At 74.5% G+C, this 15,270-nt stretch carries 3 protein-coding genes; all 3 read right to left on the reverse strand.

Annotation, left to right across the window (positions count from 1 at the left end; all coding sequences use genetic code 11):
• Positions 1–8: 8 nt before the first annotated feature.
• Genes AB0M76_RS33355 through AB0M76_RS33365 form a run of 3 tightly spaced genes read right to left on the reverse strand, consistent with a single transcriptional unit; the run spans position 9 to position 15,008 of the window.
• Entirely contained in the window at positions 9–1,364 is a 1,356-nt protein-coding gene (locus tag AB0M76_RS33355; protein ID WP_365956495.1) for a cytochrome P450, read from the reverse strand.
• The gene (locus tag AB0M76_RS33360; protein ID WP_365956496.1) at positions 1,361–8,689 is read right to left on the reverse strand and encodes an amino acid adenylation domain-containing protein; all 7,329 of its coding nucleotides are present in this window, start codon (positions 8,687–8,689) and stop codon (positions 1,361–1,363) included. Before AB0M76_RS33360 ends, AB0M76_RS33355 begins: the two co-directional genes overlap by 4 nt.
• Positions 8,690–8,741: 52 nt before the next feature.
• The gene (locus AB0M76_RS33365) at positions 8,742–15,008 is read right to left on the reverse strand and encodes an amino acid adenylation domain-containing protein (RefSeq protein WP_365956497.1); all 6,267 of its coding nucleotides are present in this window, start codon (positions 15,006–15,008) and stop codon (positions 8,742–8,744) included.
• Positions 15,009–15,270: the final 262 nt, after the last annotated feature.

The following is a 15,270-nucleotide window of genomic DNA, read 5'->3' on the forward strand; positions in this document are numbered from 1 at the left end:
CGCCGGGGTCAGTAGCGGACGGGCAGGGCCGTCAGCGCGCGGTTGAGGAGGGAGAGCTGCCAGGTGTGCTGCTGCCGGTCGAGCAGCTCCAGGCCCGGGTACTCGCGTACGAGTACGTCGACCACTGCGCCGGCGACCAGCCGGGCGAACGCCGCGCCGATGCAGAAGTGCGCGCCGAAGCCGAACCCGAGGTGCGAGGCGCTGCCGCGCCGGACGCTGAAGAGGTCCGGATCGGCGAAGCGCGCCGGGTCCCGGTTGGCCGCCGCCGTGACCAGGAACAGCCGGTCCTCCGCGCGGACGGATCGCCCGTCGAGGTCGAAGTCCCGGGCGGCGGTACGGATCGACATCTTCGACGGGCCGTCGAAGCGCATGGCCTCCTCCACCGCCATCGACACCAGCTGCGGGTCCTCCCGTACCGCCGCCAGCTGCTCGGGGTGCCCCAGCAGGGCGAGTACGGCGTTGACGACGAGGTTGCTGGTGGTCTCGCCGCCGGCGAACGCCATCTGCGTCAGCATCCCGACGAACTCCTCCTCGCTGACCGACTTCCCGACCTGGCCGCCCGCCAGCACGGCGCTGATCAGATCGTCCTTGGGTTCGGCGCGGCGCTGTTTCACCAGGTCGGCGAGGTAGTCGTCCAGGTTGACCAGGGACTGGAGCGAGGTGCGGTACTCGCGCTCCTCCTGGGCGGCGCCCAGGACGAGGTCGCCCACCCGGGCGTTCCAGTACCAGAAGGACGGGCCGTGCGCCTGGGGGACGCCCAGCCAGCGGGCGAAGACCAGCGCGGGCAGCGGCCGGGCGATGTCCGCGACCAGGTCCCCGATCCGGCCGGGGACGGCCCGGCGGGCGAGCATGGCGCGGGTGGCGCGCTCGACGAAGGCCCGGTAGCGGCCGATCGAGCGGGCCGCGAACTGCTCCTGGAACACCTGGCGCAGCCGCCGGTGCTGCGGGGCGTCGTTGAACACCATCCAGCGCGACAGGATCGCGAAGGCCCGCTCGGCGTCCTCGCGGGCGCCCTCCGGCACGGCGTCCATCAGCGGGCGCACCCGCTCGGCGGAGACCGCGGGGTCGCGCAGGCAGTGCATCAGCTGGGCGTGCCCGGTGACGAGCCAGGCCCGGTGCATGGCGGACCAGTACACGGGGTCGTGGTCGCGCAGGGAGTTGAGGTACCCGTACGGGTCCGCGTTGACGGCGGGGTCGAGGAGGTACCGCTCGGTGAAGGCGGCCGGCGGGCTCGTACGGGTCACCGGAGCCGGCGGGGCGGCCGGCGGCGCTGTCCTCCCGGTGATCGGGCACACCAGGGCGGACGGGTCCGGGCTCATGGCCGCGCTCATTGCCGCGTTCGAGGTCGTGGTCAGGACGGTCATCGGCGTGCCTCCGACTGGATCCGGCCGAGCACACCAGCGGTCTTGTGCATCAGCCGTTCGGACATCATGGACATGTGGTCGCCTTCGGTGACGTGGACGGTCAGCCCGCCGAGCGCGATCTCGCGCCAGCGCCCGACGTAGGTCCGGAAGTCCACGTCCAGACCGGGCATCGGTTCGCCGTCGGGCAGTTCGGCCGCCGCGCTGCCCACCAGGAGGTGGACGTGGCCGGGGTAGGGGCGCAGTGCGTAGCCGGCCAGAGCGGTGAGCAGCGAGTGCCACACCTCGATGGGGGCGTGCTCCACCAGGGACGCCTCGCCGGGGCTCATGCCGGCGCCCAGCAGCAGGGCGGTCAGCTCGGCCACGGCCGCCTCCCGCTCCGCGGACGGAGCCAGCGCGCGGACGCGGTCGCGCATCCGCAGTCCCTGCTCCATGTCCCGGCCGACCGCGGCGAGGCGTTCGCGGGCCGCCGGGTGGGGCAGGTACGGCTCGATCAGCGTGAGCGGTGCGACGGTGTGACCGGCCTCGTGCAGCTGGGTGGCCATCTCCAGGGCGATGTTGGCGCCCATGGACCAGCCGAGCAGGTCGTGCGGCCCGTGCCCGCCGTGGGCGGCCAGCTCGGCGGCGTAGTTGGCCGCGATGCCGGCGATCGTGGTCGGGTCCACCCCGCCGAGCAGGCCCCGGGCCTGGAAGGCCCGGACCGGCTGCCCGGGCGGGAGGGCCCGGGCGAGCGGTACGTACCAGGCGCCGCTGCCGCCGCTGGGGTGCACGCACCACAGCGGGGTGCCGTCGCCCTCGCGCAGCCGGACCTCCGAGGTGACGGCCCGGGCCTTCGCCCCGGCCGGCATCTCCCCGGCCGCCTGCGCCGCCGTCTCCGTGGCGCGGGCGGCGAGCCGGGCGATCGTCGGCAGTTCGAGCAGGTCCCGTACGGAGACGCGGAGGCCCCGGGCGGCGGCCTGCGCGGCGACCCGGACGGTGGAGAGCGAACTCCCGCCGAGGGCGAAGAAGTCGTCGTGGACACCGACCTGGGAGATGCCGAGCACCGTGCGCCACACCTCGGCGAGCACCACCTCGGCCGGCGTGCCCGGCGCGACGTAGTCGGTGGCGCTGTGCAGGCGGTCGGCCGAGGGCAGCGGCAGTGCCTTCTTGTCGATCTTTCCGCTGCTGTTGACCGGCATCGCGTCGAGGAACACGAACCGCGCGGGGACCATGTACGCGGGCACCCTGGCCCGCAGCGCCTGGCGGAAGGGCTCGGCGACGGGCTCCACGCCCGCCTCGGGCACCACGTACGCCACCAGCGCCGGCTCCGGCAGGTCGCGCCGCAGCAGGACCACCGCCTGCTGCACCTCGGGCAGTTCCCGCAGCCCGTGCTCGATCTCGCCGAGCTCGATGCGGAATCCGCGCAGCTTCACCTGGCTGTCGCGGCGGCCGAGGACCTCCACGGCTCCGTCGGGGAGCTGGACGCCGATGTCGCCGGTGCGGCACAGCCGGCTGCCGGGGGCGCCGTACGGGTCGGGGACGAACGCGGCGGCGGTCAGGTCGGGGCGGTTCACATAGCCCCGGCCGATGGCGCGCCCGCCGAGGTAGACCTCGCCCTGCACCCCGACGGGAACGGGCTGGAGGTCCTCGTCGAGTACGTAGACCTGGGTGTTGCGGATCGGCCAGCCGATCGGCGGCCGCTTGCAGTCGGGCTTGAGGAGGGTGGAGACGGACCACACGGCCGTCTCGGTGAGCCCGTAGACGTTGTAGAAGCGCCGTCCGCGCGCCCATTTCTGGGCCAGTTCGGCAGGGCACGCCTCGCCGGCCACCTGGAGGATCCGCAGTGCGGGGAAGCGGTCCTCGCCGAGGGCCGCCAAGGCGCTCGGGGCCAGCATCGCGACGGTGATCCCGTAGTCGAGCAGGGTGTTCGCCAGGTCGGCGCCCGCGCGCAGGGCCTCCCGGGGCGGTGTGCACAGCTGGGCGCCGTTCGCCAGGGCCCACGTCAGATCCATGATCGAGACGTCGAAGCTGAGGGAGGCGAACTGGAGCACCCGGTCGGCCGGGGTCACGGGGAACAGGTCCCGCTGTCCCTCCAGCATGTTGGTCAGGCTGCGGTGCTGGATGGTGACGCCCTTGGGCGTGCCCGTGGAGCCGGATGTGTAGAGGATGTAGGCCGCGTTGTCCGCGGTGACGGCGAGCGCCGGGGCCGGGACCTCGAGGCAAGCCCCCCAGGTCGCCGGATCGTCCACGACCAGGGTCGGGCCGTCGAACGGCACCTTCCCGAGCAGCGAGGACTGGGTGATCAGCACCGGCATCCCGCTGTCCTCGACGATGAACTTCAGCCGGTCGGACGGGTGCTGCGACTCCAGCGGCAGGAACGCGCCGCCCGAGCGGAGCACACCGAGCACGGCTCGCACCATCTCCGGGCCCCGGTCGAGGCAGATGCCGACCGGCACCTCGGGGCCGACCCCGAGCGCGCGCAGCCGTGCCGCCAACTGACCTGCAGATTCGTCGAGTTCGGCGTACGTCACCTTCTGGCTGCCCTGGCGGACGGCCACCGCGTCGGGCGTGCGCACGGCGTGTTCGGCCACGCACTCGTGGAACATCAGCGGGGTGTTGGGCAGTTCGGGCCCGCGGCCCCACTCCTCCAGCGCCCTCATGCGCGCCTCGCCGCCCAGCACCGGCGGCGCGACGGGCGCCTCCGGCTGCGCGGTCATCGCCTTCAGCACCCCGCACATCAGGTCGGCCAGCTGCTCGGCGGTGGCCGGAGCCAGGTAGTCCGGGTCGACGTCGAGGGTGAAGGACTCCACGCTCGCGTTGAGCATCAGCGGGAACGCGGTACGGGCGATCTCCAGCGAGTCGTCCCAGCTGTCCCCGGACAGCCGGTGGAAGTTGACGTAGTTGAACAGGGTGTCCGCCAGGCTGGGCTCACCCGGCCGCAGCTGCGCCAGCCGGGCCAGCGGCACCCTGCGGTACGGGAGCATCTCCTGCTCGGCGGCGAACGCCGCCTTCAGGTACTCCAGCCAGCTGCCCCGCGGCCGCCGGACGCCGAACGGCACGGTGTTGAGGAACAGCCCGCGCATCCGGTCGGCGCCGGGCACCTCGGGCCGGCCGTTGGTGACGAGGCCGACCGAGTGCCCCTCGGCTGAGCCGTCGCGCTCGGCGAACAGGCTCATGGTGTGGTGGAACGCGGAGAGCAGGACGGTACGGCGGGGCACCCCGGCCAGCCGGGCCAGCCGGCCGATCGGCTCGGCGAGGGAGCCGTACGAACGGCGCACCTCGTGGACGAACTGCCCGCCGTCGGCGGCCTCCGTACCGCGCCGGGTGAACCGGATCGGGCTCAGGTCGCTCAGCGCCGAGCGCCAGTACGCCAGGCCTTCCTCATCGACGAGCGCGGCCCGCTCCAGCGCGACGTACTCGGCGTACGGGGGCGCCGCCGGCAGCTGCGGAGTCCGGCCTTGCGCCACGGCCTGCCGGTGGAGGTCGAGCAGGTCCGCGATGAGCGAGGTCAGGCTCCAGCCGTCGAGCACCACGTGGCAGTCGGTGAGCGTGAGCCGCAGCTCCTGGTCGGTGAGCCGGTGCAGGTGGATGCGGACCAGGGGCGGGGCGGCCAGGTCGAAGCGCCGGGCGAACTCCGCGTCGACGTAGCGCCGTACGGAGGCCCACTGCTCGTCGTGGGGCAGGCCGCGCAGATCGCTGTAGCCGACCGGGAGTTCGGCGGCGGCGTGGACCAGCTGGAGCGGCTCGGAGAAGGAGACCAGGTCGATGGAGGACCGCAGGATGCTGTGGCCCCGGACGACGGTGTCCACCGCCGTCTGGAAGGCGGCGAGGTCGAAGCCCTCCGGCACGGTGATCTTGAGGTCGGTGACGTTGTGGTAGGCGCCGCGGCTCGGGTCGGCCAGCATCTCGTGCAGCATCCCGGCCTGGAGCATGGTCAGCGGGTACGCGTCGTCGAGCCCCTCCGGCAGCCGGGCCGCGTCGGCCGGGTCGAGCTGGGAGAACGGCTCCACGGGCGCGGGGACGGCGGCGTCGGCGGCCTCGGTCGCCAGCGCCGCGAGATCGCCCAGGGTGCGGGCCCGGAACAGGTCCGGGACGCTCAGTACCAGCCCGGCGGAGCAGGCCTGGCCGATCACCCGCAGGGCCAGCATCGAGTCGCCGCCCAGGTCGAAGAAGTTCGCCGTCCGGCTGATCCGCTCGGCGCCCAGCACGTCCGACCAGATGCGGGCCAGCGCCTCCTCGGCCGCACCGGCCGGCGGGACGTGCCCGGCGGGCGCGGCAGCCCCGTCGGCGGCCACCGCCACCAGGGACGTGCGGTCCACCTTGCCGTTGGCGGTGATCGGCAGCTTCGGATGCCGGACGAACAGCGCGGGCACCATGTACTCGGGCAGCGTGATCCGCAGCCGGTCGCGCAGGTCCGGCGCGTCCAGCGGCCGGCCCTCGGTCAGCACCACGTGGGCGACCAGGCGGGCGCCGCCGTGCGCATCGGGCCGGGCCACCACCGCGGCGTCCCGTACGCCGGGCAGGGCGCGCAGCGCGGTCTCGATCTCGCCGGGCTCGATGCGGAAGCCGCGGATCTTCACCTGGTGGTCGGCCCGGCCGGCGTACGCCAACTGCCCGTCGGGCAGCACCCGTACCAGGTCGCCGGTGCGGTACATGCGGGTCCCGGCCGGACCGAAGGGGTCGAGGGGGAAGCGCTCGGCGGACAGCTCCGGCCGGTTGCGGTAGCCGCGGGCGACGCCCCCGCCGGCCACGTACAGCTCTCCGACCGTGCCGTGCGGCACCAGCCGGCCCGCCCGGTCCAGGACGTAGCCGTGCTGGCCGGACAGGGGGCGGCCGATCGGCGAGTACACGGGGGAGACCGTGTCCGCCTCGGTGATCAGCCGGTGGGTGACGTGCACGGTGGTCTCGGTGATCCCGTACATGTTCACCAGCGCGGGCCGTTCGCCCTCGGGCCCGGCGAACCAGTCGCGGTAGTCGCGGGCGTCGAAGGCGTCACCGCCGAAGACCACGGTGCGCAGCGCGAGCGCGCCGAACTCCTCGCCCTGCTGGGCCAGATGGGCCCGGAGCCCCTTGAACGCGGCCGGGGTCTGGTTGAGCACGGTGACGCGCTCGTCGCGCAGGACGGCGTGCACCGCGGCGGGGTCGCGGACCTCGTCCTCGGTCAGTACCACCACGCGGCCGCCGGAGGCCAGCGGAGCCCACAGCTCCCAGACGGAGAAGTCGAACGCGGGGGAGTGCAGGAGCGTCCACACGTCGTCGGCGGAGAAGCCGAAGTGGCGGTCGGCGGCGCCGAGCAGCCAGGCGAGGTTGCCGTGGGTGATCTCGACGCCCTTGGGCTGCCCGGTCGACCCCGAGGTGTAGATGACGTACGCGAGGGTCTCCGGTCCGGGGAGCACGGCGGAGAGCGGGTCCCCGGTGTCGTCGGCCGGGTCGTCTGCGGGGCCCTCGAGCGGGATCACGCCCACCGGCAGCCCCTCCACCCCGGCCCGGCCGACGGCGTCGGCGACCACCCACTCCACCCCGGCGTCGCCGACCGTGAACTCCCGCCGGGCCCGCGGGTGGGCGGGGTCCAGCGGCAGGTACGCCGCACCCGCCCGCCATACGCCGAGCAGCGCGACGGCCAGGTCGACCGAGCGGCCCAGGCAGACGCCGACCAGGGACTCCGGGCCGATGCCCGCCGCCCGCAGCCGCCGGGCCAGGGCGAGCGAGGCCGCGTCGAGTTCGGCGTACGTCAGGCTGCGGCCGCCGCCGGAGACGGCCACGGCGGTGGGGGCCAGCCGGATCCGCTCGGCCAGGCGCTCCATCGCGAGCCGCGGAGCCGGCTCGGGGACGGTGCCCGCCGGCGCGCGGTTCGCCGGGCCGTCGGGGCCGAGCAGCGCGGCCCGCTCGTCGGCGCTGAGCAGGTCGGCCATGCCGAGCGGCACGTCCGGGGCCTCGGCGAACGCCCGCAGCACCGCGACGGTGTGCTCGGCCAGCCGGGCCACCGATGCCGCGTCGAACAGGTCGGGGCGGTAGACGAACTGGAGCCGGATGCGGTCCGCGTCCTCGCTGACGTCCAGCGTCAGGTCGAACTTCGCGGTGGTGAGGTCGATGGGGAACGCCGTGCCGGTCGCGTCGCCGAGGGCGTACGCACCCTGCCGCGCGGCGGCGGAGTGCGAGAACAGCACCTGGAACAGCGGGTTGCGCGAGAGGTCCCGCTCCGGGCTCAGCTCGTCGACGACCCGCTCGAAGGGCAGGCCCTGGTGGGAGAGGGCGCCCAGGACGCTCTCCCGGGTACGGGCGAGGAGCTGCGCCGACGTCGGGTCGCCCGACAGATCGGTGCGGATCACCAGCGTGTTCACGAAGAACCCGACGAGCTGTTCGATCTCCGGGCGCTCCCGGTTGGCGACGACGGTGCCGATCGCGATGTCGTCCTGGCCGCTGTGGAAGGCCAGCGCCGCCTGGAAGGCCGCCATCAGAGTCATGTACGAGGTGGTGTCGGCCCGGCGGCCGAGCTCCGCCAGGGCGGCCGTCAGCACCTCGGGGAGCTCTACCGAGTGCACGGCGCCGGCGGAGGTGCGCACGGCCGGCCGCGGGTGGTCGGTGGGCAGTTCGAGCGGGGTCAGGCCGGAGAGGGCGGTACGCCAGTAGTCCAGCTCGGTGCTCTCGTCGGCCCCGCGCTGCCAGTGCGCGTAGTCGGTGTACTCGACCGGTGGTGCGGCGAGGTGCGGGGGCCGGCCTTGGGTTCTGGCGCGATAGCAGGCGCTCAGGTCGCCGGTCAGGATGTCCAGCGACCAGCCGTCCGAGACGATGTGGTGCATGGCCAGGACGAGCACGTGGTCCTCGGCCGTGATCCGCAGCAGAGTGGCCCGGAACGGGGGCGCGGCCGCCAGGTCGAAGGGGCGCAGGGCCACCTCCCGTACGGCCTCGGCGACCGCCTCGGGGCCGCCGTCGCGGACCGCCGGGGGCAGGTCGACCACGTCCAGGGCGGGTGCCTCGGCGGCGGCGAGCACGTGCTGGGCCGGTACGCCGTCCTCGTGGGTGAACACCACCCGCAGCTGCTCGTGGCGGGCGACGAGGTCCCCGATCGCGGCGCCCAGCGCGGCCGCGTCCAGCGGCCCGGTGAACCGCCAGGCCGCGGGCATCAGGTACTCGACGCCGCCGGGGTCGAGCCGGTCGAGGAAGTACAGGCGCTGCTGGGCGGCCGACAGCGGGGCCTGCGCGGAGCGCGGATCGAGCCGGGGGATGCCGGCGGGCGCGGCGGCGGTCTTGCCGCGCAGGCGCATTTCGAGGAGCCGGCGGGCCGCCGGGGAGAGACCGCCGGGCGTCGTGGAAGAAGTGGTGGAGGGTTCGACCTGTGCAGTGGTCATCGGAAGTGCCGTCCAATCAAGGCTGGGATCGAGGCTCGGACCGCGGCGGCGATCAGAACTCGGAGGTCAGGGACAGGTCGATCTCGTCGTCGCTCATCGAGGAGATCTGGTCGATGAGCTGTCGTTCCACTTCCATCGCGAGCAGTTCCACCGTCGGGTGGTCGAACAGGTCGCGTACCTGGATCGGGCAGTCGAACGCGGTGCGCAGGCGGGACGCGGCCGCCACGGCGCGCAGCGAGTGGCCGCCGAGGGCGAAGAAGTCCTCCCGGATCCCGACCTCGGGGAGGCCGAGGACCTCGGCCCAGATCTGGGCCGTCACGACCTCGGTGGGGGTTCGCGGCGCCACGGACGCGACGGGCGCGGCCAGGACCGGATCGGGCAGGGCGGCGGTGTCGGTCTTGCCCTGCACGGTCCGGGGCAGGGCGTCGAGCAGGACGAACGCGGCGGGCACCATGTAGCCGGGCAGCAGGGTCCGGCACCAGGCGGCCAGCACGTCGGCGTCGAGCCCCTGGCCGGCGGCGTAGCCGACGAGGGCGCGCTCCCCGCGCAGTTCCCGGACCAGTACGGCCGCGCCGTGCACGCCCGGGTGCTGTTCCAGGACGGCCTCGATCTCGGCCGGTTCGATGCGGAAGCCGCGGATCTTGACCTGGTCGTCGGTGCGGCCGAGGAACTCCAGTTCCCCGGAGGGCAGTCGGCGGACCAGGTCGCCGGTGCGGTAGAGCCGCCCGCCGGTGCCGCCGTACGCGTCGGGTACGAACCTCTCGGCGGTGAGCGCGGGCTGCCCGAGGTAGCCGCGGGCCAGTTCCGGGCCGCCGATCAGCAGTTCGCCGGGCACCCCGACGGGTACGAGCTGCCCGAGGGCGTCCACGACGTACGCCCGGCGGGAGCCCAGCGGCCTGCCGATCGCCACCCGGCCCTCGACCGGCGCGGTGACGATGTGGGCGGTGGCCGAGATGACCGACTCGGTCGGGCCGTACGTGTTGACGACCGGCACGTCGGGGAGGTGTGCGAACCAGCGGGCCAGCGGCGCCGAGGGCAGTGCCTCGCCGCCGGTGACCAGCAGCCGCAGGCTCTTGAGGTCCCCGGCGACCGTGTCGAGGCGGGCGACGATCTCCTCCCAGTAGGCGGGGGTGGCCTCCACGACCGTGACGCCCTGGGTGCGGACGGCCTCGGCGAGCTCCTCCACCGACCACACCTCGTCCGGGCGGACCACCACCGAGGCTCCCGCGGCGAGAGCGGGCAGCACCTGCTCAAGAGAGGCGTCGAAGGAGAAGGAGGCGAAGGCGAGGACGCGGTCGTCCGCCGTGATGCCGAAGAGCTCGCGGGCCGCGGCGGCGTGCGCGCCCAGCGCATGGTGTGCCACGCCGACGGCCTTGGGGCGGCCGGTGGAGCCCGAGGTGAAGATGACGTACGCGAGGTCCTCGGGAGCGGGGGTGTGGTGCGGCGCGTCCGGGTCGGGCACGACGGTGTCGACGGGGACGGTCCGCGGCCCGAGGGCGGCGGCCAGCGCGTGGGTCGAGGTGTCGCTGAACACGCTGTGCACGCCCGCCGCGGCGCACATGAACCGCAGCCGGTCCTCGGGCAGCCGGGGGTCGAGCGGTACGTAGACCCCGCCGGCCCGCCAGATCGCGGCCATGGCGGCGACCGAGCGGATACCGCGGCGCAGGCACACGCCGACCGGCGTTCCGGGCCGGACGCCGGCAGCGGCCAGGGCGCGGGCCAGCCCGCCGGTCAGACCGTCCAGTTCGCCGTACGTCAGGCTCTCGTCCCCGCAGAGCAGCGCCACCGCGTCCGCCGCGCCCGACACCGTGAACGTCGTCGCCGGTGCGGCCACTTCGGAGCCCGCAGCCCCGGTCAGCTCCGCGTACTCCGCGGCGGACAGCAGCTCCAGCCGCCCGACGGCCTGCTCCGGACCGGCCACCACCGACTCCAGCACCCGGCCCACGTGCCCGGCGAACCGGGTGACCGTGGCGGCGTCGAAGAGATCGCTCGCGTACTCCACGTTCAGCGCGAAGCGGTCCGGATAGAGCAGGAAGGTGGCGGTCAAATCGAACTTGGCGGAACCCCACGGCAGGACGAAGTGCTCCACGTCGAGGCCTTCGACCCGCGGCCCGCCGGCGGCGCTCTCCTGTACGTCGAACATCACCTGGAACAACGGGTTGCGGGACGGGTCCCGCTCCGGCCGCAGCTGCTCCACCAGCCGCTCGAACGGAACCTCCTGGTGGTCGAAGGCCCCGAGCACCGACTCCCGGACCCGGCCCAGGAACTCCGTGAACGAGGGCTCGCCGGACAGATCCCCGCGCAGCACCACCGTGTTCACCAGCAGCCCCACCAGCCGCTCCAGCTCCACCTGGCCGCGGCCCGCCACCGGGGTGCCCACCGCCACGTCCTGCTGCCCGGACCAGCGGCCCAGCACGATCTGCACCACGGCCAGCAGCACCGTGAACCGGGTCACCCCGTGCCGCCGGGCCAGCTCGCCGAGCGCGCTCTCCAGCTCCTTCGGCAGGTCGATCTCGACCGCTCCGCCCCGGCCCGACCACCCCGCCGGGCGGGGCCGGTCCGTCGGCAGCTCCAGTACGGGTACGCCGGCCAGGGCCTGCTCCCAGTACGCCAGCTGCCGCTCCAGCACCTCGCCGGCCATCCGGTCGCGCTGCCAGACGGCGAAGTCCCCGTACTGGATGGGGACGGGCGGCAGTCCGGCCGGGCGCCCGGCCACCCGGGCTGCGTACGCCTGCGCCAGCTCGCCGATGATCACGTCCTTGGACCAGCCGTCGGTCGCCACGTGGTGGAAGGCGATGACGGCGACGTGGTCCTCGGGGTCCAGCTCCCACACCCCGGCCCGCAGCAGCGGCGGCCCGGCCAGGTCGAAGCGGCGGGTGGCGTACGGGACGGCCACCTCCCGGAGCCTGGCCAGCCGTACGGCCTCGCCGTCGCCGGGCGGGGCCGACTGCCACACCAGCGGTACGCGGACCCCGTCGACCACCCGCTGCGCCGGGCGGCCGTCCACCTCGACCAGGGCGGTCCGCAGCGCCTCGTGCCGGGCCACCACCTCGTTGAGGGCGCCCTGCCAGGCGTCCCGGTCGAGCCCGCCGCGCATCCGCCACGAGAACCAGAGCACGTACTCGTCGCCGACGTCGGACATGCGGTCCAGGAACCACATCCGCTCCTGCGCGAAGGACAGTGGCAGCGGCCCCGAGCGGTCCACGGGGACGACGGTGGCGGCGCCCGCCTGCCGGGCGGCGGCCACCAGCGGGCCGAACTCGCGGATGCGGGGGTTCTCGAACAGGGTCCGCAGCTCCACCTCGCGGCCGAGCCGCTCCGCGATCCGGGACACGGCCATGGTGGCGAGCAGGGAGTGCCCGCCCAGGTCGAAGAACCCGTCGTCGATGCCGACCCGGTCGACGCCCAGCACTTCGGCCCAGATCTCGGCGACCACCTGCTCGGCGGTATCGCGCGGCGCGACGAACTCGGCGCCGCCCGCGGCCGCCCGGTCCCGATCCGCGCGCTCCCCGTCCGGCCGGGCGGCGGGCAGGGCGGCCCGGTCGAGCTTGCCCGAGGCGTTCACGGGCAGCGCGTCGAGCGCCACGAAGTCCGCGGGTACGGCGTAGTGCGGCAGCCGGCCGGCGCAGAAGGACCGCAGTACGGCGGGCGGCACCGGGCCGCCGGGGCCGGCCACCACATAGCCGGTCAGGCTCTTGCCGCCCTGGGCGTCCGCCCCGACGGCCACCGCGGCGGCCACCACGCCGGGGCACTGTGCCAAGGCCGCCTCCACCTCGCCGAGTTCGATGCGGAAGCCGCGGATCTTGACCTGGTCGTCGGTGCGGCCGAGGAACTCCAGTTCCCCGGAGGGCAGCCGACGGACCAGGTCGCCGGTGCGGTAGAGGCGTCCGCCGTCTCCGCCGTACGGATCCGGCACGAACTTCTGGGCCGTGAGGGCCGGTTGGCCGAGGTAACCGCGGGCCAGTTCAAGGCCGCCGATCAGCAGCTCGCCGGGCTCGCCGACCGGCACGAGCTCGTCGTGCGCGTCGACCACGTACATCCGTCGGTGGCCCAGCGGCCGCCCGATCGGCACCCGGTCGGTGTCCCCGGCCGAGCCGATCTCGTGCGTGGTGGCGGTGACGGTGGTCTCGGTCGGGCCGTACGCGTTGAGCACCCGTACGTGCGGGGCCCGCGCCAGCCAGGTCGCCAGCGCCGCGGCCGGTACGGCCTCCCCGCCGAGGATCAGCAGGCGCAGCGGGGCGAGCAAGGCCGCGGTCCGGTCGGTGAGCGAGAACGCCAGCTCGGCCCAGTACGTGGGCGGCAGGTTCAGGACGGTGATCCCGTGCCGCTCGACCACCGAGGGGAGCTGCGCGGGCAGCCACTGCTCGTCCGGCCGGACCACCAGGGTGGCCCCGCAGCCGAGGGCGGTCAGCAGCTGGTCCAGCGAGGCGTCGAACGAGAAGGACGAGAAGGCGAGCACCCGGTCCCGGGCGGTGATCCCGAACTCCTCACGGACGGCGGCCACATGAGCCGCGATCGCCCCGTGCTCGATGCCGACGGCCTTCGGGCGGCCGGTGGAGCCCGAGGTGAAGATGACGTACGCGAGGTCCTGCGGGTCGGGGGTGTGGTGCGGGGCGGCGGCGTCGGGCCCGGCGTCCTCCACCCGGAGCACCTGCGGGCCGAGCGCGCCGGCCAGTTCCGCGGTCGCGGCATCGGTGAGCACGCAGTGCAGACCGGCCTCGGCGGCCATGAACCGCAGCCGCTCCCCGGGGAGCGCGGGATCCAGCGGCACGTAGACTCCGCCGGCCCGCCAGATCGCGGTCATCGCGGCCACGGACCGGATCCCGCGTCGCAGGCACACGCCCACCGGGGTCCCCGGGCCGACGCCCGCCGCGCGCAGGGCCGTGGCCAGGCCGCCGCCGAGCGCGTCCAGTTCGCCGTAGCGCAGGGTCTCCTCCCCGCAGACCAGGGCCACCGCGTCGGGCGCGCCCGCGGCGGTGAACGGTTCCGCGGCCGGCGCGGCGCGCTCCGAGCCCGCCATGGCGACCAGGCGCCGGCGCTCCTTGCCTGGCAACGGCTCGAGCCGACCGGCGAGTTCGGCCACCGGGGTCCCGGGCGAGGCCGTCACCGCGCGCAGGAGTTCGACGTAGCCCTCGGTGAAGCGGACCATCGTGCTCTCGTCGAACAGGGCCGTGGAGTACTGGAGCCGGGCCGCGATGTCGCCGTTGGCGCGCAGGCTCAGGTCGAGGAACACGTCCAGCGGGGTGCCCGTCAGCGGGGTCCGTACCAGCGCCACGTCCAGCCCGTCCAGACGGGCCGCCGAGGGGACGGTGTTGAGCAGCGTGAAGGAGGCCTGCGCGAGGGGGTGGCGGGACAGGTCGCGCTCGGTGACCGCCTCGCCGACCACCCGGTCGAACGGGGCCTCGGCGTGGGAGAAGTCCCGCAGGGCCCCCGACCGGACCCGGCTCAGCAGGGCGGCGAAGGTCGGATCCCCGGACAGGTCCGTGCGCAGCACGATCGTGTTCACGAACGGGCCGATCAGGCCGGCCACTTCGGCGCGCCCGCGGTCGGCCAGGGTGGTGCACACGGCGATGTCGGAGCGGCCGGAGTGGCGCCCCAGCAGGGCCTGGTAGACGGCGAGCAGCAGCATGTAGCGGGTCGCGCGCTGCTCGCGGGCCACCCGGTCGACCTCGGCGACCAGCTCGGCCGGCAGCTCGAAGCGGACCACGTCCCCGGAGCCGTCCCAGAACGCCGGCCGGGGCCGGTCCGCGGGCAGCGCGAGCGGGGAGACCCCGGCCAGCCGCTCGCGCCAGTACCCGAGCAGCCGCTCCATGCGGGGCCCGCCCAGCCGCTCGGCCTCGGTGCGGGCCACGTCGGTGTACTGCAGGGCGGGTGCGTCCACCGCCTCGCCCCGGTAGCCGGCGTCCAGTTCGCGCAGCAGCACGTCCCACGACCAGCCGTCCACGGCGATGTGGTGGACCACCAGCAGCAGCACGTGGTCCTCGGGCCCGAGGCGGGCGAGCGTGGCCCGCAGCGGGTGCTCCTTCGCCAGGTCGAGCGGGCGCGCAAGCTCCCGGTCGAACAGCTCGGCGGTGCTGCCCGCCTCCATCCGCGCCAGCCGGGTGCGGCCCGCCGGGTCCACCACGGGTACGGGCTCGCCGTCGACGGCGGTGAAGCGGGTGCGCAGCACCTCGTGCCGGTCCACGATGCCGGTCAGCGACCGCTCCAGGGCCGGGACGTCGAGGGCGCCGCGGATGCGCAGGGCCAGCGGGAGCAGGGACTCGGCGGAGCCTCCGGTGAGCTGGTCGAGGAACCACAGCCTCCGCTGCGCGAACGACACTCCGTCACCATCACGGACGACGTCGCCTGCTTCGCTGCCGTGCCTCGCCGCTCCGCCGTGCGCTGCGACAACCTTCACTGTGGGCCTCCAAGCGGTGTTTTCCTCAACACTGCTGGCTGCGGAGATCCGTCAGTAGGGAAGAAGACGCAGCCGCGCACGCAGCCGCCGGGGGGTAAAAAGCGCAACGGCGGCACCGCACGGTGTCGGTCTGCCGTGCGCGCCGCCGTCGTACACGTCGCTCCACATGTGCGGCCGGGCCGCT

Origin of the sequence: Streptomyces sp. NPDC051364, from assembly GCF_040682115.1 — a bacterium.
Classification (GTDB): Bacteria; Actinomycetota; Actinomycetes; order Streptomycetales; family Streptomycetaceae; genus Streptomyces.

Excerpts from the sequence above, each read along its gene's own strand:
- AB0M76_RS33355 (WP_365956495.1), bottom strand. The coding sequence starts at position 1,364 with ATGACCGTCCTGACCACGACCTCGAACGCGGCAATGAGCGCGGCCATG.
- AB0M76_RS33360 (WP_365956496.1), bottom strand. The coding sequence starts at position 8,689 with ATGACCACTGCACAGGTCGAACCCTCCACCACTTCTTCCACGACGCCC.